The 23,247-nt window shown below is 72.7% G+C and carries 17 protein-coding genes and 1 pseudogene; 7 read left to right on the plus strand and 11 right to left on the minus strand.

Going from position 1 to position 23,247, the window contains the following annotated elements; genetic code table 11:
* Window positions 1-33 precede the first annotated feature (33 nt).
* Entirely contained in the window at window positions 34-1,644 is a 1,611-nt protein-coding gene (locus ABZ128_RS22375; protein WP_356850538.1) for a hypothetical protein, read from the plus strand.
* Window positions 1,641-3,878: an efflux RND transporter permease subunit gene (locus ABZ128_RS22380; protein WP_356850539.1), complete on the plus strand. Its 2,238-nt coding sequence runs from the start codon at window positions 1,641-1,643 to the stop codon at window positions 3,876-3,878. Before ABZ128_RS22375 ends, ABZ128_RS22380 begins: the two co-directional genes overlap by 4 nt.
* Here ABZ128_RS22380 and ABZ128_RS22385 read toward each other — a convergent pair.
* The 4 genes and pseudogenes from ABZ128_RS22385 to ABZ128_RS22400 form a co-directional block, all read right to left on the minus strand.
* Entirely contained in the window at window positions 3,827-4,315 is a 489-nt protein-coding gene (locus ABZ128_RS22385) for a DUF5709 domain-containing protein (RefSeq protein WP_356850540.1), read from the minus strand. The genes ABZ128_RS22380 and ABZ128_RS22385 overlap by 52 nt on opposite strands.
* Before the next feature lie 139 nt (window positions 4,316-4,454).
* Window positions 4,455-5,654, minus strand: coding sequence for an amidohydrolase (locus tag ABZ128_RS22390; protein ID WP_356850541.1), 1,200 nt, complete (start codon window positions 5,652-5,654; stop codon window positions 4,455-4,457).
* A gap of 134 nt (window positions 5,655-5,788) precedes the next feature.
* A complete protein-coding gene (locus ABZ128_RS22395; RefSeq protein ID WP_356850542.1) occupies window positions 5,789-6,508 on the minus strand; it encodes a hypothetical protein in 720 nt (239 codons plus the stop codon).
* A 48-nt stretch (window positions 6,509-6,556) separates the two neighbouring features.
* Window positions 6,557-7,300: pseudogene (locus tag ABZ128_RS22400) on the minus strand (alpha/beta hydrolase).
* 324 nt (window positions 7,301-7,624) lie between these two features.
* Between ABZ128_RS22400 and ABZ128_RS22405 the strand changes: the two are divergent.
* Entirely contained in the window at window positions 7,625-7,837 is a 213-nt protein-coding gene (locus tag ABZ128_RS22405) for a hypothetical protein (protein ID WP_356850543.1), read from the plus strand.
* 68 nt (window positions 7,838-7,905) lie between these two features.
* On the opposite strand, the gene ABZ128_RS22410 is transcribed toward ABZ128_RS22405, so the two are convergent.
* Window positions 7,906-8,856 (minus strand): NmrA/HSCARG family protein, encoded by a 951-nt coding sequence (locus ABZ128_RS22410; RefSeq protein ID WP_356850544.1) that lies wholly within the window; start codon window positions 8,854-8,856, stop codon window positions 7,906-7,908.
* A 137-nt stretch (window positions 8,857-8,993) separates the two neighbouring features.
* Window positions 8,994-10,103, minus strand: coding sequence for an FAD-dependent monooxygenase (locus tag ABZ128_RS22415; RefSeq protein ID WP_356850545.1), 1,110 nt, complete (start codon window positions 10,101-10,103; stop codon window positions 8,994-8,996).
* A 166-nt stretch (window positions 10,104-10,269) separates the two neighbouring features.
* Here ABZ128_RS22415 and ABZ128_RS22420 point away from each other — a divergent pair, with 166 nt between their 5' ends.
* The 4 genes from ABZ128_RS22420 (at window position 10,270) to ABZ128_RS22435 (ending at window position 15,106) form a co-directional block, all read left to right on the plus strand.
* On the plus strand, window positions 10,270-11,238 hold the full coding sequence (locus ABZ128_RS22420; RefSeq protein WP_356850546.1) for a TetR/AcrR family transcriptional regulator C-terminal domain-containing protein: 969 nt from the start codon (window positions 10,270-10,272) through the stop codon (window positions 11,236-11,238).
* Between the two features lie 273 nt (window positions 11,239-11,511).
* Window positions 11,512-12,705 carry an acyltransferase gene (locus ABZ128_RS22425; protein ID WP_356850547.1) on the plus strand — a complete coding sequence of 398 codons (1,194 nt, stop codon included), beginning with the start codon at window positions 11,512-11,514 and terminating at the stop codon, window positions 12,703-12,705.
* A 41-nt stretch (window positions 12,706-12,746) separates the two neighbouring features.
* Complete coding sequence (locus ABZ128_RS22430; protein WP_356850548.1) at window positions 12,747-13,166, plus strand: hypothetical protein; 420 nt, start codon at window positions 12,747-12,749, stop codon at window positions 13,164-13,166.
* A 125-nt stretch (window positions 13,167-13,291) separates the two neighbouring features.
* Window positions 13,292-15,106 (plus strand): ABC transporter ATP-binding protein, encoded by a 1,815-nt coding sequence (locus tag ABZ128_RS22435; protein WP_356850549.1) that lies wholly within the window; start codon window positions 13,292-13,294, stop codon window positions 15,104-15,106.
* A gap of 21 nt (window positions 15,107-15,127) precedes the next feature.
* Here ABZ128_RS22435 and ABZ128_RS22440 read toward each other — a convergent pair whose 3' ends face one another.
* The 5 genes from ABZ128_RS22440 to ABZ128_RS22460 form a co-directional block, all read right to left on the minus strand.
* Entirely contained in the window at window positions 15,128-19,378 is a 4,251-nt protein-coding gene (locus tag ABZ128_RS22440; RefSeq protein WP_356850550.1) for a trypsin-like peptidase domain-containing protein, read from the minus strand.
* On the minus strand, window positions 19,347-19,787 hold the full coding sequence (locus tag ABZ128_RS22445) for a CU044_2847 family protein (RefSeq protein ID WP_356850551.1): 441 nt from the start codon (window positions 19,785-19,787) through the stop codon (window positions 19,347-19,349). The genes ABZ128_RS22440 and ABZ128_RS22445 overlap by 32 nt, the downstream gene beginning before the upstream one ends.
* A gap of 146 nt (window positions 19,788-19,933) precedes the next feature.
* Window positions 19,934-20,602 carry an O-methyltransferase gene (locus ABZ128_RS22450; protein ID WP_356850552.1) on the minus strand — a complete coding sequence of 223 codons (669 nt, stop codon included), beginning with the start codon at window positions 20,600-20,602 and terminating at the stop codon, window positions 19,934-19,936.
* An 88-nt stretch (window positions 20,603-20,690) separates the two neighbouring features.
* Entirely contained in the window at window positions 20,691-21,221 is a 531-nt protein-coding gene (locus tag ABZ128_RS22455) for a GNAT family N-acetyltransferase (protein ID WP_356850553.1), read from the minus strand.
* 20 nt (window positions 21,222-21,241) lie between these two features.
* On the minus strand, window positions 21,242-23,224 hold the full coding sequence (locus tag ABZ128_RS22460; RefSeq protein WP_356850554.1) for an amino acid transporter: 1,983 nt from the start codon (window positions 23,222-23,224) through the stop codon (window positions 21,242-21,244).
* Window positions 23,225-23,247: the final 23 nt, after the last annotated feature.

The raw sequence follows: 23,247 nt of genomic DNA on the forward strand, positions 1-23,247 counted from the left end.
GCCCGTCCCCCCGACCGAACGGACATCCCCGACGTGACCTGTGCCGAAGCCCGCCCGTACGCCGGGGCGGTGGCGTGGCCGGCGCGCCACCGGGTGCCGCTGGCCGCCACCGCGGCCGCCGCGCCGCTGTACGCCGTATGGGGGGCCGTGCTCGCGACCGGTGGTGGTGATCTGGCGGCGCAGGAGGCCTGGGCCGGCTTCGTGACCCTGCACCCGGGGGCGCCGTACAACCTGTCCTGGCACGGCGGGCTGCACACGGCGGGCTACAGCGTCCTGTCGCCCTACGCGATGGCGGCGCTGGGCGTGCGGCCGGTCTCCGTGGCCTGCGGGCTCGGTGCCACGTGGCTGGCCGGGATGCTGTGCGTGCGCAGCGGTCTGCGCCGGCCCCTGGCTCCCGCGCTGACGCTGGCGCTGGTGCTCTGGTGCCAGGTGGCGTCGGGGCGTACGACGTTCATGCTGGGCGTGGTCTTCGCCTGTGGGGCACTGGTCGTCCTCTTGAGCGGGCGGAGCAGCGCGGCCGTCGTGGTGTGCGCGGCGCTCGCGGGGCTCGCGAGCCCGGTCGCCGGCCTGTTCCTCGGCGTCGTGGGCGCCGGCCGGCTGCTGACCGGCCGGTGGGGGCAGGCTGCGGCGCTCGCGGCGCCGCCGGCGGCCGTCCTGGGCCTGGCCGCCTGGCTGTTCCCCTTCGGGGGCGAGCAGCCGATGGACTTCGTCCGGGTGTGGCCGCCGCTCGTGATGACCCTGGCGGCCGTCGCGGCGGCGCCGCCGGCGTGGCGGACGGTACGGCGGGCCGGGGCGGTGTACGCGGTCGGCGTGCTGCTGGCGTACGCGGTCCCCTCCCCCGTCGGGACGAACATCGAGCGGCTCGCCCATCTGGCCGCGCCCGCGGTGCTGGTCGCCGCCCTGCCCGCCAGGGGCGCCCGTACGGTGGCCGCGCGGCGGCTCGCGTGCACGGCCGTGCTCGCCCTCGGACTGGCGTGGGTGGGCGGGAACACCGCGGCGCACCTGCGCGACACGGCGGCGGTGCCGGCGTGGGCCGCGGACACCGACGGCGTCGTCCGCGCCCTGGAGCGGCTCGGGGCGGACCGCACCCGGGTGGAGGTGGTCATGGCCCGCAGCCATCGCGAGGCGGCCGTTCTGGCTCCCCGCCTCACCCTGGCGCGCGGCTGGAACCGCCAGGCCGACGTGGAGCGCGGGCCGCTCTTCTACGGTGCGTCAGAAGCCCTTACGCCACGGGCGTACCGGGCCTGGCTCGACCGCTGGGCCGTGGGGTTCGTGGCGGTGCACGGCGGCGCACTGGACGGCGCCTCGGAGCCGGAGTACCGGCTGGTGTCGAGCCGGCCGGACTACCTCGAACCGGTGTGGCGGGACGCGAACTGGCAGGTCTACCGGGTCAGGTCCGCGGTGCCGCTGGTCGACCCGCCGGCGTCCGTGGTGCGCGCGGACGGCGCCGAGGTCGTCGTCCACATGCCGACGGCGGGCACGGTGACCCTGCGGATCGTCCACTCGCCCTGGCTGCGGGCGGACGCCGGATGCCTGGAGCGGGCGGGCGGCAGCGGTCTGACCCGGCTGACCGCGAGCGGGCCGGGCGACATCACCATCGGGTCCTCGTACACCGGCGGACGGGCCCGGCCGTGCGCGGCGTGACCACTCGGCTCGCCCTCCTCTGCGTCCGCCGCCACCGGCTGGTCCTGCTGGTCTGGCTGCTGCTCGTGGTCGCCGGGCTCGGCGCGGTGGGGCCGGTGGTGGACCGCCTGGACCGGCAGGCCTGGAGCGTGGCCCCGCACGAGTCGGTACGGGGCAACCGCCTCATCGACGGGGCCGGCCGGCGGGGCGGGCAGATCGACGCCGTGGCGGACGGGGCACCGGTGGACGGTCCGGGATTCCGCCGCGCACTGGCCGCGGCACGGCGCGACCTCTCCGCCGTCACCGGTGTGCAGGCGGTCGGCATCCCGGCCGCGCCCCCGGACGCGGGCGCGGATCCGGGCGGGCAGACCGGGGGCGGGACGGACCGTGGCACCGATGCGGCCGTCTCCGCCGACGGGCGAGCGGCCCTGGTCTGCGTACGGTTCCGGCGGGACCTCCCCGACGGCGTGCGCCGGCGCGCCGAGGCCGCGGTCGAGTCCCGGCTGCGGCAGATCGCCCAGGACGTGCCCGGGGTCCGCGTGACCCTGGGCGGCAGCGACCGGGCGCGCCGGGCCGTGGCCACGCAGTCGGTGACCGACACCCGGCGCAGCGAGCTGATCACACTGCCGGTGACGCTGGTGGTGGTCCACCTGCTCTTCGGCGGGTTCGCGGCGGCGTCCGTCCCCCTGCTCGCGGCCGTGGGCACGGTGGTGACGGGCATGCTCTGGCTGCTCCTGCTGTCGCGCTGGTACGACATCACCTCGCCCACCCTGTCGACGACCGCGATGATCGGGCTCGGTCTGGCCGTCGACTACGCGCTGATCACGGTGAGCCGGTTCCGGGAGGAGCGGGCCGCGGGGCATCCGGTTCCGGAGGCCGTGACCCGGACGATGGGCACCGCCGGGCGGTCGGTCGCCTTCGCGGCCCTGGTGGTCGCGGCCGCGCTGTGCGGACTCGCCGCCTTTCCCAGCGACTTCTACGCCTCGATCGGGCTGGCCGCGGCGGGGACGGTCGGCCTGTCGCTGGCCGCCGCGCTGACCCTCACCCCGGCGCTGCTGGCGGCGTTCCCCCACCGCATCGGTGCGCGTGCGGCCGGCCCCGCGCGCGACGGCGACGGCGGGTTCGCGCGGCTGGCCCGGTGGACCCGGCGCCGCGCCCTTCCGGTCGCCGTCGGCGTCGCGGCGCTGCTGGTCACCTGCGCCGCTCCGTTCCTCCATGTGCACCTGGTCAGCCCGGTCGGCGAGCGGCAGCTGCCGCCCGGGGCCGAGGCCCGGCGTTACGCCGAGCTGGTGGCCGAGCGGTTCCCGCAGCACCGGGCCGACGCGGTGGTCGTGGTGGGACGTACGGACCCCGGCAGGTTGCAGGCGTGGGCCGACCGGTTCGCCGGCCGTCCGGGGACGGAGGCGGTGGGCACGGCCACCGCCACGGGTCCGGGGGTCGCGGTGGTCAAGCTCGTGCCGGTGGCCGACGACGGGAGCGCCTCGGCGGAGCGGCTGGTGCGCCGGCTGCGGGCCGAGCGGCCGACCGGCTTCCCGGTCTGGGTGACGGGGCGGAGCGCCGCGGACCTCGACTTCCGGGCCGAGGTCGTGGAGTACGCACCGCGCGCGGCCGGCCTGATCGCGCTGACCACGTGCGCGCTGCTGATGCTGATGACCGGTTCGGTCCTGCTCCCCCTGAAGGCCGTCGTGATGAACACGCTGTCCCTGGGGGCGTCGTTCGGTGCGCTGGTGCTGGTGTTCCAGGACGGGTGGGGAGCGGGGCTGCTGGGCGTGCACACCCTGGGCGGGCTCGGGTACTGGCTGCCCGTCGTGGTGTTCGCGCTGGCGTTCGGCCTGTCCATGGACTACGAGGTGTTCCTGCTCTGCCGGATCCAGGAGCTGTACGACTCCGGGGTGGACAACGACCGCGCGGTCGAGCTCGGCCTCCAGCGCTCCGCCCGCATCATCAGCTCCTCGGCGGCCCTGATGTGCCTGGTGTTCATCGGGTTCGCCATGGGCGAGGTGCTGGTCATGAAGCAGCTGGCGGTCGCGCTCGCCCTCGTGGTCGTGGTCGACGCGACGCTGGTGCGCTGTCTGCTCGTGCCCGCCACGATGACGCTGCTGCGTGACGTCAACTGGTGGAGCCCGCGGTTCCTGCGGCGGGACAGCGGGGGACGCCGGGGCGTCGGGGTGGAGGCGGCGACCCCCGGGGACGCGGACGTCCGTCAGAACGCGTCGGGGTCCGCGGTGTCGTCCGGTTCCGCCTCGATGACGTGAACGGCTGCTTCCTCCGCGCTCGCGGCGCCTCCGTCGATGCCCCGGTCCTGAGCGGTGAGCTCCTTGGTCGTGTCGGAGTGTGCGCCTTCGTCCGGGGCGACCAGCCGTCCGGCCCTGCCGACACCGGATTCCGGATCGACCGGCTCGCCCTCACCGTCGGGCAGGTCCCCGACGCCGTTGCCCGGGGGCACCTCCAGATCGGGCTCTTCCTGCGCCAGCCTCTCGTCGAGGGTCTCGCCCGCAAGCTGCTCGGCGGCCGTGGTCCCGTGCTTGGTGACGCCCAGCGGCTTTTCGGGCGGCGAATACCCCTCGTCCAGCATGTCGTCGTAGGTCCGCTCGTCCAGGGCGTCCTGCAGGTCGGACGGTGCTGCGTCGGCCTGCTCCTCGTTGGTACCGGTGGGCTGGTACACGTCGTCCGCCATCGGTGTGTCGCTCATGGGGTCCTCCCTCCGGGCATGCACGGTCAGGTCCTCCGTCGAGGACGAGGCGCACCAGGCGCCTAACCGGCTGGGGGCCCGGCAAACCCCGCCCGGTCGCCGTCTGAGCCCTGCGGCGGTTCACAGCCCGTGCGGCGGTTCAGAGCCCTGCGGCCTCCTTCTCGCGCAGTCGGGCCCAGGCCCGGGCGGACAGGTCGTCCCGCAGGAGGACGTCGGCGGCGGTGCAGGCCAATGCCTCGGCGGCCGCCAGCATCACCGCGCGGCCCCGCTCCGAGTCCGCCGCCCGTGCGAACGCCGGAGTGTGGTCCGACGCCTCCTCGCCCAGGATCGCGACGAAGGGATGGATGGCGGGGACCCGGGTGCTGACGTCCCCGATGTCGGACGAGCCCAGGTAGGTGCCGGGGACGGGCTGGGTGAGGGTGATGCCGGAGCGGGCGAGGTGGCGGGTGAAGCGCTCCGAGAGGACATCGTTGTCGCGGAAGTGCGCGTAGCCCTTCCCGATGCGTCGGACGTCCGCGGTGGTACCGGTCGCGGCGGCCACGCCCGCGGCCCAGACACCCAGCTCGCGGACCAGTTCGTCCAGGGCCGCGGTGGTGGCCGCACGCAGCCCGAACAGTCCTTCGGCGTAGTCCGGCACGATGTTGGTGGCGGTGCCGCCGTGGGTCACGATGCCCTGGACGTGGGAACCGGGCGGCAGCCGCCTGCTCACCACCGCGACGGTGTTGAACAGCTGGACGAGGCCGGCCAGGGCGTCGATGCCGCGGGTGGGGTCGCCGGTCGGGTGCGCCGCACGGCCGTGGAAGGCCACTTGCACCTGCGTCTGGGCCGTCAGCGGCGCCCAGGACCAGTCGTGGACCCCGGGGTGGAACATCAGCGCCGCGTCGGCACCGTCGAAGACGCCGGCGGCGGCCAGGTCCACCTTGCCGCCCCCGCGTTCCTCCGCGGGTGTGCCCACGGCCAGGACCCGGCCCGCGTCCTCACCGAGTACGCCGCGCAGGGCCAGCGCGGCCCCGAGCCCGGCCGCGGCGATCAGGTTGTGACCGCAGGCGTGTCCGAGCCCGGGCAACGCGTCGTACTCCATCAGCAGCGCCACGCAGCGGCCGCCCGCGCCCGAGCGGGCCACGAAGGCGGTCTCCAGTCCCGCCGCCTCCCGTTCGACGCGGAATCCCGCCCGCTCCAACTCGCCGCCGAGCAGCCGCGCCGCCCGGTGCTCCTCGTACGCCGGCTCGGGGTCGGCGTGCAGCGTGCGGCTCACCTCCCACAGGCGCTCCGCCCGCGAGGCGCACTCCCGCCGGATCCGTTCGTACAGGCCATCCAGGTCCTCGGGCCGACGGGACATGCACCCTCCTCTTCGCGACGCTGCTGCTCGTGCCGGTGTCGCAGGTGCTCCTGTCCCGTCCCTGCATGGTCATGCCTTCCAGCGGCCGCGCCCCGCGCCCTGGCGCTCCGGCCGCGGACGGGCCGGAGCGGGGCTCAGGAGATGGCGTACCACTGGCTGCCCCAGCCCGTGTTGATGGTGCTGGTGGACTGGTCGGCGAGGTTCACGGTGGCCGGCAGTGCGTTCTGCCCCGTCAGGAGGGTGCTGTACCGGAGGCTCGGTGGCGTGAGACCGGCATTGACCGAGATGCCGGCCCCGGTGGCCTTCAGGGTGAGGGCGTTGGTGGCCCAGCTGCCGTTGAGGAGAAGGGCGATGAAGTAGGTGCCGGGGGCGGCGGTGAACGGCTTGCCGAGGGGCAGCGGCTTGGCGATCGCGTCGGTCATCAGCTGGGGAGAGATGTCCGCGCTGGCCGCGAGGAGGGTTCCGGAGGCGTCGTACACGCCGAGGTAGCAGTTGGTGAGCTGGGCGTTCGGGTCGATGCCGGCCAGGCCCAGCCAGATGTTCGACCAGGTGATCTGTTCGCGGAGGACGATGCGCACCAGCGTGATCCGGCCGCCGACCCCGGCGGCCGACTGGGCGGTGACGTGTCCCGCGTCATTGGGGTCGCCGGTCCATGCCAGCAGGTTCTGGTCCTGCGGCCGGGGCCCCTCGTACCCGGACCCGCCGCCGTGCGCGGGCGATGCGGGCGCGGAGGCGGGGGACTGCGCCGCCTTGGGCCGGTTCCCGGCCGGTGTGGTGCAGCCGGTCAGGACGAGCAGCGCCGCGAGCGCGGCGGCGAGGCCGGCCGTGGTGGTGGTGGTGGTGCGGGTGTACATGGGCCCCCCATGAGATGCGGAATTGCCGACCGTCATGGTCACACGGGCTCATCCGCCGGACTGCGCCAGGAGGCGGTGGAGCCAGCGCGTACGGGCGTTGCGGGCGTCCTGGCTGAGGGCGGCCTGCGGTGCCAGCCCGTCGAAGCCGTGGTAGGCGCCGGCCACACGTGCAGTTCGGCCTGGCCTCCGGCCTGCCAGAGCGCGTTCGCGTACGCCACGGCCTCGTCCCGGAAGATCTCGGCCGACCCGACCTCGACGAAGGCAGGAGGGAGCCCGGAAAGGTCCGTGGCGCGCGAGGGGGACGCGTAGGGCGGCAGGTCCGCAGCGCCGTAGCGGTCGCCCAGCAGGGCCTTCCAGGCGTCGACGTCCAGTTCGGCCGCGTGGGCGGCGGCCCAGGCGAGTCCGGCGTAGCAGTCCTCCAGCGGCCCGGGGTACGGCGCCTGCGGCGCGAGGCGGTACTCCACCAAGATGACGGCCAGTTCCAGCGGGAGGACCCCCTCGCGGAGGATCCGCGGGAGCACCGACCATGCGTTGCCCATGATCATGGCGCCGCCGTGCATGTAGTACAGCAGGGGCAGCGGCCCGGCGAGCCCGGCCGGCCGCGCCGCTCACGAGCGTGACGTCCGGCCCGTCCGGCGCTCCCGGCACCTGCAGCTCCGTCACCTCGAAGCGGCCGTCGGCGCGCAGCTCCTCGGCCGTCGGCCTGGGCCGGGTCGCGGCATCCCGCTCCTGCCGGGCCGCAAGGGTCTCCGGCGTCACGGGCTCCCTCGACTCCTCGCCCAGGGCGGCCAGCACGGCGGCCGGTTCGGGGTCGAAGGGGGGGCACCGCCCGCGCCGCCGGAACACGGCCGGCCCCGGGGGGTGCGGGGCGGTCACTCACGGCCCACCCCCGGCCGGTCACCGGAGCACGGCCCGGCGTTCCCGCCGGCACCGTCCCGAGGCAGGCGCGTGCACCCGGGGAACGCTCGCCTGACGCCCATACGGCGTAGTCCATCACACCGCCGGGCCGCCGCGGAGGGTGACCCGCCAGCGCGGGACACGCCTCCGGGCGAGGTGCCCGGTCAGAATGTGCCAGACCCCTCTCAGTCACCCGACTCGGACTCCGGAGACGCACCCATGGACACCGATCCCCTCTCCCGGTTCCTCCAGGCACTTCCCCCCGCGAGGCGGGAGGCCGTCGAACAGCTGCCCCGGGAGCGGCAGGAGGCGTTGGCCGCCGAGTGGGAGAGGCGGCTCAGTGACGACGTCTCCCTCCTGACGGTGAGCGAACTCGACCCGCACGCCGCCGAGGCCCGGGCGGCGGAGGACGTCGCAGCGGAGGCCCTCTGACCGGGTTCTCCGACCGCGGAGGCCGTCCGGCTCGGCCGGGACGGGCCGCCCGTGGGACGGCGTGCCGCTCAGGACAGGTGGAACCGGCCGCGGTGGGCGGCCAGCCACGTACGGAAGTCCTGGAGGCCCGGGTGGAGCGCGCGGAGGGCGTCGAGGTCCCGGGCGGCGGTGAAGATCCGCTCGCAGTCGGCGTAGTACTGGAACATGTTCCCCGCCTCGTCGGCACCGGGGAAGCCGAGCCCGCGGAAGGCGTCCGGGGGCAGGGGGCGGTACCGCACCGGTTCGCCCAGGGCTTCGGTCATCGCCGCGGCCATCTCGGCGACCGGCAGGTGCTCGCCGGCGATGCTGACGGTGGCGCCGATGAAGTCGGTGCCGCCCCGGAAGACGGCCAGCGCGATCCTGCCGATGTCGTCGACGGCGATGCCGGCGAGCCTGCTGTCGCCCATCGGGTAGACGAGTTCGAAGGCGCCGTCCTCGCCGCGCTGGGGGCCGAACGCGCCCAGCAGGTTCTCCCAGTAGAACGTGGCCCGCAGGAACGTCGTCGGTACGCCTGCATCGGTGAAGAACCGGTCGGCTTCCGCCTTGGCGTCGAAGTGCGGCACCTTGTAGGAACCCTGCAGCGTCGGCATCCGGTCGTCGTCGAGCGGAATGCACTCGCGCGTGTCGTCCAGCGTGGACCAGATCGCGTGCTGCACCCCGGCGTGCCCGGCCGCCGTGGCCAGTGCCGCGGCCTGCGCCTTCTCGTGCGCCGCGGACATGTCCTCCCAGAAATTGGTCACCAGGAAGGCACCGTAGGCCCCTTCCAGCGCCGGTCCCAGGCTGGCCTCGTCATCCATGTCGGCCCGGACGACCTCGGCACCGAGCCGTTCCAGCTCCCTGGCCCGGTCCGAATCCGGCGTGCGGGTCACCGCCCGCACCGAGAAACCGCCGTCCTTGTCCTCCAGGACCGCCCGGGCCAGGGCCCCGCCCTGCTGGCCCGTCGCACCGAACACGGTGATGATCCGCCTGCCGTCCGCCATCGCCCGTACCTCTCCCTGCCGCAGCCACCCGGAAAAAGCCTGGTAGCGAACCTACGGCCGGGGCCGCCGCGGCAGTTGCCGTACACGCCGACAGGCCCCCGCGGCACCCGGATGCGCGGCCCTGAGGCCCGCCGGGTTCAGCCGTCCAAGGAGAGGGCGTTCTTGGCGTGCCCGACGGACGCCTCGGAGGCGGGGCCGCCGGGGTTCTCCGTGGCCAGGGCCTGGTTGAGGGTGACGAAGGGGCGCATCCGCTGCTCGTAGCGGGAGTAGGCGGCGCGGTGGTCGCCGTGGGCCCGGGCGAGGCAGTCGGCCAGCACGTGGGCGCCCACCAGGGCCAGGCTGGTGCCCTGCCCCGAGAGCGGGGAGGGGCAGTAGCCGGCATCGCCGAGGAGGGCCACCCTGCCCCGCGACCAGTGGTCCATCCGGATCTGGGCCATGGCGTCGCAGTAGAAGTCGGGGGCGTCACGGGCGGCCTTGGCCAGACGTTCCCCCTCCCAGTTCAGGGACGCGAGCTTGTCGGAGACGAGGCGCTGCAGCGCGCCGTCGCCGCGGAGGTCGGGGCCGAGGGGCCCGGACCGGAATCCGAAGGCGATCCTGAGCTCGGTGTTGTCGCGCACGGGCATGATGCCGAAGCCCGCATCGCCGTCCCGCAGCCACACCTGCCAGTCCTCCAGCCCGAGGAAGTTGTCCGCGCCGAACACCGAGAGGTGGCTGCCCAGGTGATGGGCGAAGCGCTCCTCGGGACCGAAGGCCAGCCGCCGTACGGTCGAGTGCAGACCGTCGGCCCCGATCACCAGGTCGTACGTGCGGGAGGCCCCGTCGGTGAAGTCGACGTGCACTGCGGTCTCGTCCTGGTGGAGGGCGGTGATGCCGGTGCCGAAGAGGTACTCGGCATCGGCTCGCGTGTGCTCGTACACCAGCCGTACCAGGTCCTCGCGCAGCAGCTCGATGTCCTCGCTGTCGAGCCGGCCGCTGCTGAACGTCGCGTCGGTGGAGCGCTCGATCTCGTGGCCGTCGGGATCCAGGACCGACATGCCGCGCATCCGGGTGCGTACGCGTCGGGCCTGTTCCAGCAGGCCCATCCGCTCGACCACGTCGAGTGCGACGCCCCGGACGTCCACGGCCTGACCGCCGGGGCGGGGCCCGGGGGCGCGTTCGACGACGGTGGTCCGGAAGCCGCGGCGGTGCAGCCAGTAGGCGAGTACGGGGCCGGCGATCCCGCCGCCGGAGATGAGAACGGTCTGCATGGAGGCTCCTCGAACTGCTCGGTACGCTGTACGCGCACCGAACGTACGACGTACGCGCAGGACGCTCAACCGAGTCAAAAGCGGCCTGTACTAGGGCAGTTCTCGGCCGGCCCGCTGTTTCCGCTGCCAGCCTCTGCACTAGTACAGGACAGAAAGGCGGCACCCCGTGACGAAGCCCACAGGCCCAGCCGGTCAGCCGCCCTATTTGCGGATCGTCGCCGAAATCCGCCGGCGCATCAGCGAGGGGGAACTGGCGCCCGGAGACCGGGTTCCGTCGACCCGTCAGATCGCGAGGGAACGGGGTGTCGCGCTGGCCACCGCGACCAAGGCGCTGACCACCCTGCGCCTGGAGGGACTGGTCGAGACCCGCCCGCGTACGGGAACCGTCGTCGCGGGAGCCGTTCCCACCGGGCCGCCCGGCCCCAGACGTGCATCGCCGCCTACGGCTCCGGCTCCGGCTCCCGAGCAGGAGCTGACCCTCGACCGGATCGTCCGCACGGCCATCGACATCGCCGATGCCGAAGGCCTGTCGGCGCTCTCCATGCGCGGCGTGGCGGCCCGGCTCGGCGTCGCCGCCATGACGCCCTACCGGTACGTCCCCAGCAAGGACGACCTCGTCCTGCTCATGGCCGACACCGCATACGGAGAGGAGACGTACCCCGCCGAGGCGCCTGAAGGATGGCGCTCCCGCATCGAGCTCGGCGCCAGGACGCTGTGGACCCTGTACCGCAGGCACCCCTGGCTGGCCCAGCTCGGTTCCCTCACCCGTCCGTTGCTCATCCCCGGCCTGATGGTCCACGCCGAATGGGTGCTCAGCGCCCTCGACGGCCACGGGCTCGACACCACCGAGCTGTTCGACATCCACCTCCTGCTCTACAGCCACGTCCAGGGCCTGGCCGTGCACCTGGAATGGGAGGCGCATGCCGAAGCCTCCACCGGCCAGTCGGAGGACCAGTGGATGGACAGCCGGGCTCCCGTCCTTCGGGAGCTGGTGGAATCCGGCCGGTTCCCGACCTTCGCCAGGGTGGTCGGAGCCTTCGACGACGGCTACGACATGTATCTCGACGCTCTCTTCACGTTCGGCCTCAAGGCACTGCTCGACGGCCTGACCCCGCTCGTCGAGGGCGACCGCTGATCACGCGGACCGGACGGCGAGGCTGAGGTCGACCACGTAGTGCTCCTCAAGCCGGCCGTCCGGGAGCCCGTTCGTTGACGTACCAGCCGGGGCCGAAGCTCTTCTCGATCCGTTCCTGCTGGTCGGCGATCCACCCGACCTCGCCGGCTCCCGCCACAACATGGCCGGGGTCACCTCCGCGGGCACCGCCGCCTTCCCGGGTGTGAGCTGTACAGTTCCGCTGACGTTTTGGCGATCATCAGGCAGTCACACATTTCTAGGGGGCATCCAGGGATGGGCGCACACATTTCCGCCCGAGAGCGGCAGCCGAGCGGCAGCCGCTCCCCCGGTGCGGGTCCCGGTGACAGGCTGGTGGTCCTGGACGGCGTGCGCATGGTCGCCGCGCTGTCCGTGCTCTTCTACCACTACGCGGCCCTCCAGAGCGCCTGGGGTACCCCGCCGAGCACCCTCTTCCCCCTGGCCGGCAGATTCGCCGTGTACGGCTGGCTCGGAGTCGAGATCTTCTTCCTGGTGAGCGGATTCGTGATCTGCATGAGCGCCTGGGGCCGAACCCTGGGCGACTTCGCGGTCTCCCGCGTCTCCCGCCTCTTCCCCGCCTACTGGGCGGCCGTGGCGTTCACCGCCACGGTGCTCTTCACCTGGCCCGAGGTGCGGGCCATGGGCCCCTTCAGCAACGTCGTGGTGAACCTGTCGATGCTCCAGCACGGCATCGGGATCCCCGACCTCGACGACGCCTACTGGACCCTGTTCGCCGAGCTGAAGTTCTACGCGCTCTTCGCGCTCGTCGTCGCCCGGGGCGTGACGTACCGCAACTGCGTCCTCTTCTGCGGCATCTGGACCCTGGGCTCTGCCGTGGCGCCCGCCATCGACAACAGCGTGCTGTCCTTCTTCGCGGTCTCGTCCTGCTCCCCTTACTTCATCGGGGGCATCGCCTTCCACCTGATGCGGCGCTTCGGGCCGAACGCCGTTCTGTGGGGCATCGTGGGCGTGCAGTTCCTGCTCGCGCAGAACTACGTACACGGTCGCATGATCTCCAACCTCGGCCCGGGCCTCGCGCTGAAAACCCCCGCCTGGCCCGCCCACACCGTCATCGCGCTCGGCTTCCTCGCCATGGCGGCCATCGCGCTGGGTGTCTTCGACGGCATGCGCTGGCGCTGGCTCCCGTACGCCGGGGCCCTCACGTACCCGCTCTACCTGATCCACATGATGGCCGGGCTGACGATCATCCACCACTTCCGCACCACGGTGGCGCCCGTGCCGCTGGCCCTCTCCGTCACCGCCCTCATGCTGGTGCTCGCCTGGGTCATCCACCGCCTGGTCGAGCGCCCGCTGGGCCGCCTGCTGGGCGCCGGCCTGCGCCGTGGGATCGAGGACATCCGGGCGGGTACGCCGCGCCGGGCACCGCTGCCCGCAATCCCCGCCCAGGCCTCGGCCCCCGACGCGGAGCAGATATCCGCCGGCCGCTGAACCCGCCCGGGCCCCGCCCGGACCGACCCGAAGGGGTACCGATGACCACGACCGACCCCGCGGGCTCCGCCGGCCGGCGCCGCCTCGCGCTGCTCGTCCCCCTGCTGTCGGCCGCCTCGGCGGCGCTGCTGGCCGCCCGCGTGGCCTTCGACTCCGACACGTTCCGGCACTGCCGTTACCTGGGCCCCTCCGCGCGGATGTACGTCACCTCGTGGTCCGGTCTCCTCTGCGCCCTGGGCGCCCTGCTGCTCCACGTCGCCCTGACCCGCGCCGCGCGCCGGTACGGGCCGCCGGCACAAGCGGCATGGCAGCGGCGGTCCGCGGCGGTGTGCGCGTTCCTCGCCCTGGTCCTCGCGCCGGTGCTGCTCCTCTCGGTCTACTGGCTGTACGCCCCGGACCCGAGCGGCGGCCACGACTGCTCCGGCCTGCACCGGACGGTCCCCGGCCACGCATCCCCGTAGGACCGTTCGCAGTCCGTTCGGGCGTGCGTACGGGAGGTCGCCCACACGGAAAACGCTTGGACGGCGCGGGCGCGCTCGCGGGAGACTGCGGTTCCCGGTCTTCCGCACGAGATCACGGGGTTGCCATGGGACCGTCCGCATTACCCGAGGACCCGCCCGGCAAGGGCCCGCTTCTCCTCGCGTTCCGCCACTACGGCCGGGAGTTGGTCCGGCTGCGGTGGCTCACCCTGCCCGCCATGCTGCTGCCCGCCGTGGGCAACATCGGCATCAGCTACATCGCCCCGCTGGTCGTCGCGAAGCTGGTCGGGCGGATCGCCTCGGGCGCCGTACCCGCCATCGGCCCGATGCTCCCGTACGTCCTCGCCTTCGCCGGTGTCCTGCTGCTCTCGGAGGGCATGTGGCGCCTCGGCCTGCACTGCCTGAACCGCCTCGACGCCCTCGGCATCGAGCGCCTGTACGTGATCGGCATGGACGAGCTGTTCGCCAAGGACGCCGCGTTCTTCCACGACAACTTCGCCGGATCGCTGACCAAGCGCGTGCTGAGCTTCGCCTCCCGCTTCGAGGAGTTCGTCGACACGCTGGTCTTCTCGGTCGTGGGCAGGTTCGTGCCCCTGCTGTTCGGTTCCGTGGTGCTCTGGCGCTACGAACCACTGCTCGTGGTGGCGCTCCTCGTCCTGATCGCGGTGACGGCGGTGTGCGTCCTGCCCCTCATCCGCCGCCGTCAGGCGCTCGTCGACCGCCGCGAGGAGGCGATCGCCCGGGTGTCCGGGCACGTCGCCGACAGCCTGATGAACATGGACACGGTCCGGGCGTTCGCCGCCGAGGAGCGCGAAGCCGCCGAGCACCGCTCCCGGGTGGCCCGGTCACGGGGGCTCATGCTGCGGTCCTGGGACTACGGCAACCTGCGCATCGACACCATCGTCGCGCCCATGTCCGTGCTCACCAACGCGCTGGGCCTGCTGATCGCGGTGGCGGTCGCGGGAGACGGGCACGGTGTGGAGGGCGTCGTCGTCGCCTTCACCTACTACTCCAACGCCACACGGATCATGTTCGAGTTCAACCAGATCTACCGCCGTCTGGAGAGCTCGATGACGGAGGCCGCGCAGTTCACGGAGCTGCTGCTGAAGCCGCCGACGGTGGTCGACCCGCCCTTGCCGGAGCCGCCGCCGACCCGGAGCGCCGACATCCGCTTCGAGCAGGTCACCTTCGCCCACGCGGGCGCGGACCCGCTCTTCGAAGGGCTGGACCTCGACGTGCCCAGCGGGGCGAAGATCGGGCTCGTCGGACGGTCCGGCGGCGGCAAGACCACGCTCACCCGGCTGCTCCTGCGCATGACGGACATCGACGCGGGCCGGATCCTGATCGGCGGCCAGGACATCACCCGGCTGCGCCAGAGCGACCTGCGCGCTCTGACGGCGTACGTACCGCAGGACCCGGCCATGTTCCACCGCACGCTGCGGGAGAACATAGCCTTCGCCCGGCCGGACGCCACCGAAGCCGAGATCCGCCGCGCGGCCGAGGCGTCACACGTCACTGAGTTCGCGGACGCCCTGCCCTGCGGGCTCGACACCATGGTCGGCGAGCGCGGCGTCAAGCTCTCCGGCGGGCAGCGGCAGCGGGTCGCGCTCGCCAGGGCGATCCTGCGCAACGCTCCGATCCTGCTGCTCGACGAGGCGACCAGCGCGCTGGACTCCGAGAGCGAGATCCTCGTCCAGGAGGCGCTGTGGCGCCTGATGGAAGGCCGGACGGCGCTGGTGGTGGCCCACCGGCTCAGTACGGTGGCCCACATGGACCGGCTCGTCGTCCTCGACCGCGGACGGATCGTCGAACAGGGCACGCACCGGGAACTGCTCGACTGCGAGGGCGCGTACGCGAAGCTCTGGCAGCACCAGTCGGGCGGCTTCCTGGACGACAGCCGGGCGGGGTCCGACCTGCACTGAGGGAGGAGGGCGAACTCCCGCTCAGGCCGGGCAGACGTGCCGGGGCAGGCCCTTGGGAAGGCCGGTGCGCTCCTCTTGGGCGAGGTCGCGCCCGAGCACCGCGCACAGGTGGCGTTTCCACAGCTCCGGGTCCAGGCGGAGCAGGCGCATCTGCCCGCCGTCGACGGGGTTCAGCAGGATCGCCCGCCCGCCGTCGGTTCCGCTGAGGAAGCCCTGCTGCTTGCCCAGGTCGTAGGAGTCGTTGCGGACGGGGTCGTCTCCGTGCAGGAACAGGACGGAGGTCCCGTTGGCGAGGAAGAATCCGGAGCCGGGCAGGCCGCCCGCCGTCCACCGGTTGGAGACCAGCGGCCCGAACGGGCCCTGCACGCGGTGCGCGCGCTGCCCGTCCCGCACGGACCACAGCTCGATCAGGGAACCGCTGGTCAGCACCATGGCGTGCTGGCCGTCCGCGTCCCGCGCCAGGGTGAGGACGTCCCTGCGGTCCATGTCGATCCGCAGGCCCTTGTCCTCCTTGCCGGTACGCAGGTCGAAGGCGTGGGCGACCGGGTCGTTCTCCACGACGACCTGCACGAACCCCGGCCGGGGGTGCCGGCCGATGAAGAACTGTGCCGGCTCGCCCCCGTCCCGGCGCAGCAGGTCGCCCACGTCGAGTGCCGGGGCCAGGCGTTGCCCGTTCTCCGCGTTCCAGTGCTCGATCAGGGTGCCGGAGCGGGTCACCATGTCGCTGTTCCCGAGGAAGGCGAAGTCCAGCAGTGCCGGCTTGCCGTCCTTGCCGGCCGGCGGCTCGGCCGCCTTGAACTCCGCCACCTTGTGCAGATCGGGGAGGGCCCTCAGCACGATGCGGTTCGTGTCGGCGACGTCGGCGACCAGCGTCTGCGCCCGGTTGACCTGGAGGACCTGCTTCGCGGAGGGAGGGGTCTTCGCGTCGGTCTTCACCTCGGCCAGGGTCTTGCCGCGCGCGCTGGTCTCCAGGATGCGGAGCCGGTCGCCGTCCCTTCCCACGCGGACCACCATCGCGTTGCCGTGGTCGAGGAGCTGCGGCGGACTGAAGGTGGTCGCACCGTCCGACTCCCACAGGCGCGACCCGGTCACCGCGGACTTCGTCCTGGTGACCAGCACCGGCTCGTCCGGGCTGCCCATCAGCGCCAGGTGGGCGGCTGCCTTCTCCGTCGGCCCCGAGAGGTGCTTCCCGGCTTTCCCCGACCGCGTGTCGAGGAGGGTCCAGTCGCCGGCGTCTCGTACCGCGATGTGTTCCCCCGTGGCGTCGAAGGCGGTGTTCTCGCAGCTGGTGTAGGAGCCCGAGGGGGTGTACCGGCTGAGCTCCCGCCCGTCGGCGACGTCGACGATCCGGTAGACGGCCTTGTCCCCGTCGGTGTCCTTGCCCTCGCGCTGGCACACGGCGACGACCTTGCCGTTCTCCGACACGGCGATGTCCTGGAGGTGGCCGGGTTCGGTGAGACCCCGCACCGTGCCGGTGCGCAGGTCGACCGCGAGACTGCGGTGGTAGAGCTCCTGCGGCCGGGAGTCCTCCTGGGCCACGAGCGTGTCCTCGTCCGGCCCGAACCACACCTGCAGCAGAGCGGGCATGGCGTCCGGCAGTTTCCGCAGCTGTCCGGTCCTCAGGTCCCACACCCTCGGCCGCCGGTCGGACGCCAGCACCACCACCTGGTCCCCGCTCGGTGAGAAGGCCGCGTTGTGGTGTTCCCCCATGGTCACGCCCAGGGTGACCTCCTTGATCTCGCCGCCGCGGAGCGGGTGCGCGGGGCCGAGGACGTCGGCCGCGCCGGGGTGCACCTCGTGCCAGACCAGGGAGCCGGTCTGCTCCGACACGTAGGCGATCCTGCGCCCGTCCCTGCTGACCGCCGGCGAGGTGGCGTTGCCGGCGAGGTTGAGCTGTCGGACCGTGGTCCTCCCGTCGGGCGTCCGGACGAACAGCGTCGCCCGCCCCCGGTCCGAGGTCAGCAGCGTCACCTCGCCCCGGGAGCTCATCGCGACCGTGGCGATGCCGCCCTGGGATCCGGTCAGCACCCATGCCACGTCCTGAAGGGCGTCGTACCGGCGCAGCATCGCGTTCCGTGCCTCCTGCGTGGGCGAGACCTGGTACGCGGCGAGGGAGGCCAGGGAGGCGAGCCCGGGGTCGGTTTCCACCAGTCCGTCGGAGAGGGCGGCCAGGCTACGGGAGCGCCCTTCGGCGGTCCGCAGCGCGGTAACGCCCGACTGGTAGACGAGGAAGGTCCCGAGTCCCGCGAGCAGCGCGAGCGCCACGGACGCGGCGATCCATGCCGCGACGACGCGGTTGCGCAGGCGCCGGCGGTGGCGTCGAGCCAGGTCCAGGAACTCGCGGTCCCCACCGCCGAGTTCGCTCTCACGGCCGTGGAGCCGACTGCCCAGGACGAGCAGGTGCCGGGCCGTCGGCAGCAGCCCGACGGGCCGTCCGTCCCGCTCCCAGCGGTCACGGTCGTGACCCAGCTCGGCCCGGGCCGCCAGGAACTCGGCGTCCTCCTGGACCCGTTGGCGCAGGGTCGGCCAGGTGCTGATCAGGGACTCGTGGGCCAGTTCGGCGGTCTCCGGCTCGCCCTTGCCCCCGTACAGGACCAGCAGGCGGCGCTCTGCGAGCGACTGGGCGATCCGCCAGCGCGCTTCGCCCGCCTCCTGCCGGGAGAGGCGGCGCCGCAGCGGCATCGTGCCGCCGGGGAGCATCCGTACCAGGCCGGTGAGGAGCCGCAAGGCCTCCTGCTCCACCTCCTCCCGGCCTTCCACGCACGCCTTCCAGGCGGCCTCGGAGTGGGCTTCGAGCGCGCCGGAGACCCCGCCCATCGCCTCGTACGCGGCGGCCGGCAGGCGCCCGCCGGCCTGCCGCTCCCACAATTGCCGCAGCACGAAGCCGAGCAGGGGGAGGATGCCGGGGTCGCCGCCCGTGTCGTCGAGGATGCGGCGGTCGAGCCCCGGATCGTAGGCCACGGCCGGGATCCGCTCCAGCGGCTTCGTGATCGCCTCTTCGAGCTGCTCCCGCGTCATGGGGGTGAGCGGGACCGCCGTGCCGTCGTGCAGTGCGGGGCCCAGGCGGGGGTGCTTCAACACGGCGTCCATGAAGTCGGAGCGGAGCACCACCAGGACGCGCAGCGCACTGCCCGGGGAGCGCCGTGCGAACAGCAGGTCGGCGCACTCGTCCATTTTGGCTTCGGAGTCGTCGCCAAGGAGCGCCTCGGCCTGGTCGAGTACGACGAGCAGCTTGCCGTCCGTCCGGTCTCCGACTCGGTGGTAGGTGTCCGCGAGGCCGATGTCCGCGAGCCAGCGCGTCACCGTGTCGGGGTCGGCTGCGGGCGCCGTCCTGGACAGTTCGGTGGCGAGCGCGGCGCGCGGCGAGGAGATCTGCCCGGCGTTCAGGGTCAGCACCTCGTACCCGTCCGCCCGCATGCGGGGGACCACTCCCGCCAGCGCCAGTGAGGACTTGCCGCAGCCCGACGGCCCGTACACCGCGACGACCCGCTGGTCGCCCTTGAGGGCCGTGACCACGCTTTCGACGTCCTCGGACCGGCCGAAGTAGGCGTCCTGGTCCGACTCGCGGAAGGGCTCCAGGCCGGGGAAGGGCGAGGGCGGGAGCACGATCCGGGCCAGCTCGGGGATCTCCCGCAGGATCGCCCTGGTGCGCAGGACGTAGCCCAGCTGGGCGTCCTGCTCCGGCTGGGCCGCGACCATCAGGCCGACCACCGCGCCCAGTTCACCGTCCCAGACCGGGCTGCCGCTGAAGCCCCGCCTGATGTGAGCCGATTCGCCGTCGGCGCGGGACAGCTGGAGCCAGCCCTCACTGGTGGCTCCGCCGAACCGGCCCCGGAACCAGGTCTCGGCGGGCTCGCCGCCCGTGAAGCCGACGGCCAGCGCCCCGTGTTCGAGGACGCTGTGCGGGTCGGCCATGCGCAGTGGCTGCGCTCCGGGGACCGGTTCCCGCAGGCGCAGCAGGGCGATGTCGCCGATCCGGCCGGGGCGGATGGGCACCCAGCGCTCGACGACGGCCGGCCACCGGCGCGGCCCGTCCGCGGCGGCCGCGTTCTCGTCGAGCGGGAGGTCCACGGTCACCGTGGACCCGGCCTGTTCTTCGTCGCGGGGCCGCCCCAGGGCGTCGGAGACCACGTGGGCGCAGGTCAGCACCAGGTCGGGTGCCACGAGAAAGCCGGCGCCGCCCACGTTCCCGTCCTCGTCCGTGACGCGTACGGCGGCTGCCGCCAGTGCCGCGTCAGGACTACGGGCTCCCGTCCGCAACTCCCACGTCATCGTGCTGTCCCCCGTGCTCTCGGCCGTCCCCCGCGGGACTTCCCTGCGGATTGTCCTCAGCCGCGCCCCGTGCGTCACTGCGGTTCCAGGTCAAACTGACCGAGAAATTGGCCACGGTCGCAGTGCTGGCGATGACGACGCCTGCTTCGGCGGACAGCGAGACGCCGAACTCCAGCGTGATCTCGTCCGGCGCGTGGACCAGTCCGCGGAACCTGCTCACGAAGCTGTCCGCCACGGGCCGTACGGTGTCCAGCATCGCGTCGAGGGACTGCTCGGCCCGCGCGATGGACCGGCTGCCGCGGCCCACCCGGACGAGGCTCTCGTCCACTTCGTGGATCTGCACCCGGACGAACTCGTCGCTGTCCTCGCCCACGGGCACCTCGACCGTGCGCACCAGACGGTCACTCATGAATCCTCCAGCACTCGGCACCACCGACCTCAGCAGGCTAACCGCCTTGTCGGCCAAGGCCGATGCCGATGCCGATGCCGGGGCCCTGGATACGGTCGCGGGCCACAGCGCGGACCTGCCCCGGCCGGGTGCGCAGCGGCGGCCTGCTACGCGGTGACGAGGGCGAGGGTGAAGCCGTCGTGGCCCTTGGCGCCGACCGTCTGGAGGGTGGTGGCCGTCAGGCGGGGGTGTTCGGCGATGAGCTCGGTGAAGCGGCGTACTCCCTGGACCCGCGGGTCGGTGTCCGCGGGGTCGGTGACGGCGCCGTCGCGGACGACGTTGTCGCCGACGATGACGCTGCCGGGGCGGGTGAGCTTGAGGGCCCAGTGCAGGTAGTCGGGGTTGGAGGGCTTGTCGGCGTCGATGAAGACGAGGTCGAAGGGGCCGTGCCCCTCCTCTGCCAGCAGGGGGAGGGTGTCCAGGGCCTTGCCTACGCGGATGTCGACGGTCCGGCCGAGCCCGGCCCGGGAGATGTTGGCGGCAGCGGTGGCTGCGTAGCGCTCGTCGGCCTCCAGGGTGACCAGCCGTCCGCCCTCGGGCAGGGCACGGGCGAGCCAGATGGTGCTGTAGCCGCCGAGGGTGCCGATCTCCAGGATGGTGCGGGCGCCCTGGATGCGGGCGAGCAGGTGGAGGAACTTCCCCTGGTTCGGGGCGACCTGCTGCGGCGGCAGGCCCGCGGCGTCGCTGTCCGTGGCGGCCGCGAGGAGGGCGGTGTCCTCCTCCACGAGCAGACCGTTGAAGTAGTCGTCGACGGCGGTCCAGGTCTGCTGAGGCACAGCGGGTTCCCTTTCGACGCTTACTAAGTTTCGAAAGGGAACCTACTAGGGGTGCCCCGGGGGCTGTCAACGGGCGCCCGACGAACGGTCAGTCCACCCGCCGGGCCAGCACCTGCCCCGGCCAGGCCTCGGACAGGAAACGGTCGGTACGGGTGAAGCCGTTGCGCTCGTAGAACGCCACCAGTTCACCCCCGCCGCCCGCCCAGCAGTCGACCCGCAGCAGCTCCACACCGGCCCGCCGGGTCTCCTCGACGGCATGGGCCAGCAGCGCCGCCCCGATGCCCAGACCGGCGTACCGCCGGTGGGATACCAGAAGCCGCACGTACCGCTCGGGTTCCCCGGCCGGCGCGATCGGCATCTGCGGACTGGGACCGGAGTCCAGCACCATGGCTCCGACCGGCTCTCCGTCGAGTTCCGCGATGTAGGGGGTGTTCTCGGTCGTGTACCGCTCGACCCGTGCCACCCCGCCGGGCTTCTGCGAGTACGGCGTCGTACCCCATTGCTCGGTGTTGCCACGCTCGTTCATCCAGGCCACCGCCGAGTCGAGCATGTCCAGCATGGCCGGTGCGTCGGCCGGGCTGCCCGGTCTGATCCGTATGTCCCCTGTGCTGTCGTTCACGGCGGAAGCTTAGAGTGCCGTCAGCCGCCCACGTGAATGCCCGGGCGGCGCTCGGGGTCTGGTTCGTGGCTGCGGATGATTTCGCGGGTGACCGGTGCCGTGTCGCCGCGGCCGAGGAGGAAGTACCGGACCATGTGCACCAGGGGGCTGCCCTCGGCCCAGGCGAAGTAGCAGTGCGGCTGGACGCCGGTGGCGTCGCGCAGGGCGAGCAGGACCGCCGCGATGGCGTTCGGTGCGGCCGGGGCCGCTGCGCGCAGGATGCGGTAGCCGTCGACCTCGACGCCGCGGACGGCGAGCGTGTCGCTGAAGTCGGAGGGGTCGACCACGTCGATTTCGAGGAACAGCACGTCGGCCGGGCCGGGCACCGGGTTGGTGCCGCGCTGTTCGCGTTCCTTGGCGCTGTACTCGTCGGCGTCGCCGGCCTGGCGGCGGTTGGCGATGATGTTGATGGCGTTGTCGTGGGCGAGGGTGTCGTGGATGAAACGGCGGGCGTCGGCGTCGAAGACGATGCGGTCGGCGCGCAGCTCGGTGGTCCTTGAGACGCGGGAGACGAGCGAGACGATGATGATGCCGGCGATGAAGAAGCCGGAGATCGCGATGCCGTCGGGCTTGTCGACGATGTTGGCGACGAGTGCGTAGAACAGGACGGCCGTCAGGAGCCCGAAGCCGATGGTGGCCGCACGCCGTCGCCCGCGCGCCACGGAGAAGGTGACGGCGAAGGCGCCCGAGACCATCATGGCGAGGATGCCGGTCGCGTAGGCGCCTGCCTGGGCGTCGACGTCGGCGTCGAAGGCGATGGTGATGAGGATGCACAGGGCGGTGTAGACGATGACCACGGGGCGTACGGCGCGTCCCCACTCGGGGGCCATCCCGTAGTCGGGCAGGTAGCGGGGGACGATGTTGACCAGTCCCGCCATCGCGGAGGCGCCGGCGAACCACAGGATGAGGATCGTGCTGATGTCGTAGGCGGTCCCGAACGCCTCGCCGACGTGTTCGTGCGCCAGCCAGGCCAGGGCGCGGCCGTTGGCCGCCCCTCCGGGCTCGAACTGCTCGTGGGGGATGAGGACGGTCGTCACGAAGCTCGCGGCCAGCAGGTAGACGCTCATGATGAGGGCGGCCGTGGTCAGCAGTTTGCGGGTGTTGCGGATGCGTGACTGCAGCCGCTGTTCCTCGTCGGCGCCGTCGGCGGAGACCAGCGGCATCATGCTCACGCCGGTCTCGAAGCCCGACAGGCCGAGCACCAGCAGGGGGAAGGCCAGCAGGGCCGGTCCCATCAGGTCGCCGAACCCGCCCCCGCCTTCGACGAGGGCGTCCGTCCACGCCGACCAGGCTCCGGGGGTGGTGAACACGTGGACCAGGCCCACCGCGATGACGAGGGCGTTCAGCGCGAGGAAGACCGCGACCAGGGGGATGGCCACGCTCACCGCTTCGCTGAACCCGAGCAGGAACACCCCGCCGAGTACGAGCAACAGGACCACGGTGAGGGCGACTTCGTGTCCGTGCAGGGCAGCGGGGAAGAAGGGGTTCTCCACGACGTGGACGGAGGCGTCCGCGGTGGACAGGGTGATCGTGATGATCCACGAGGTCGCCACGAAGCCGAGCAGGACCAGCACGAACAGCTTCCCCCACCAGAACGGCAGCAGGTCCTCCAGCATCGCCACCGATCCGGCACCGTGGGGGCTCTCCTTGGCCACCCGCCGGTACATCGGCAGCATTCCGAGCAGCGTCAGCGCCACGATGAGCAGGGTCGCCAGCGGCGAGACCGCACCTGCCGCGAGCGCGGCGATGGCGGGTACGTAGGCGAGGCTGGAGAAGTAGTCGACCCCGGTCAGGCACATCACCTTCCACCAGGCGTGGGGCTCGGCGTGCCCTTCTCCGGCCGCCGGTCCGACCGGCTGCACCCGGTGGCGAAGCAGCCATTGAGCCACTTTGCCGGTCGGCTGGGCCCGCAGAGCAGGACTGTCGACCACCTCCGGCATCACCGGACGATTCGCATCCGCCATATCCCCCATCAGCCCTTCCACCT

Origin of the sequence: Streptomyces sp. NPDC006326, assembly GCF_040612915.1 — a bacterium.
Classification (GTDB): Bacteria; Actinomycetota; Actinomycetes; order Streptomycetales; family Streptomycetaceae; genus Streptomyces.

Excerpts from the sequence above, each read along its gene's own strand:
- ABZ128_RS22390 (WP_356850541.1), bottom strand. The coding sequence starts at position 5,654 with ATGTCCCGTCGGCCCGAGGACCTGGATGGCCTGTACGAACGGATCCGG.
- ABZ128_RS22430 (WP_356850548.1), top strand. The coding sequence starts at position 12,747 with ATGACCACGACCGACCCCGCGGGCTCCGCCGGCCGGCGCCGCCTCGCG.
- ABZ128_RS22460 (WP_356850554.1), bottom strand. The coding sequence starts at position 23,224 with ATGGCGGATGCGAATCGTCCGGTGATGCCGGAGGTGGTCGACAGTCCT.
- ABZ128_RS22410 (WP_356850544.1), bottom strand. The coding sequence starts at position 8,856 with ATGGCGGACGGCAGGCGGATCATCACCGTGTTCGGTGCGACGGGCCAG.
- ABZ128_RS22385 (WP_356850540.1), bottom strand. The coding sequence starts at position 4,315 with ATGAGCGACACACCGATGGCGGACGACGTGTACCAGCCCACCGGTACC.
- ABZ128_RS22405 (WP_356850543.1), top strand. The coding sequence starts at position 7,625 with ATGGACACCGATCCCCTCTCCCGGTTCCTCCAGGCACTTCCCCCCGCG.
- ABZ128_RS22435 (WP_356850549.1), top strand. The coding sequence starts at position 13,292 with ATGGGACCGTCCGCATTACCCGAGGACCCGCCCGGCAAGGGCCCGCTT.
- ABZ128_RS22425 (WP_356850547.1), top strand. The coding sequence starts at position 11,512 with ATGGGCGCACACATTTCCGCCCGAGAGCGGCAGCCGAGCGGCAGCCGC.
- ABZ128_RS22395 (WP_356850542.1), bottom strand. The coding sequence starts at position 6,508 with ATGTACACCCGCACCACCACCACCACCACGGCCGGCCTCGCCGCCGCG.
- ABZ128_RS22445 (WP_356850551.1), bottom strand. The coding sequence starts at position 19,787 with ATGAGTGACCGTCTGGTGCGCACGGTCGAGGTGCCCGTGGGCGAGGAC.
- ABZ128_RS22440 (WP_356850550.1), bottom strand. The coding sequence starts at position 19,378 with ATGACGTGGGAGTTGCGGACGGGAGCCCGTAGTCCTGACGCGGCACTG.
- ABZ128_RS22415 (WP_356850545.1), bottom strand. The coding sequence starts at position 10,103 with ATGCAGACCGTTCTCATCTCCGGCGGCGGGATCGCCGGCCCCGTACTC.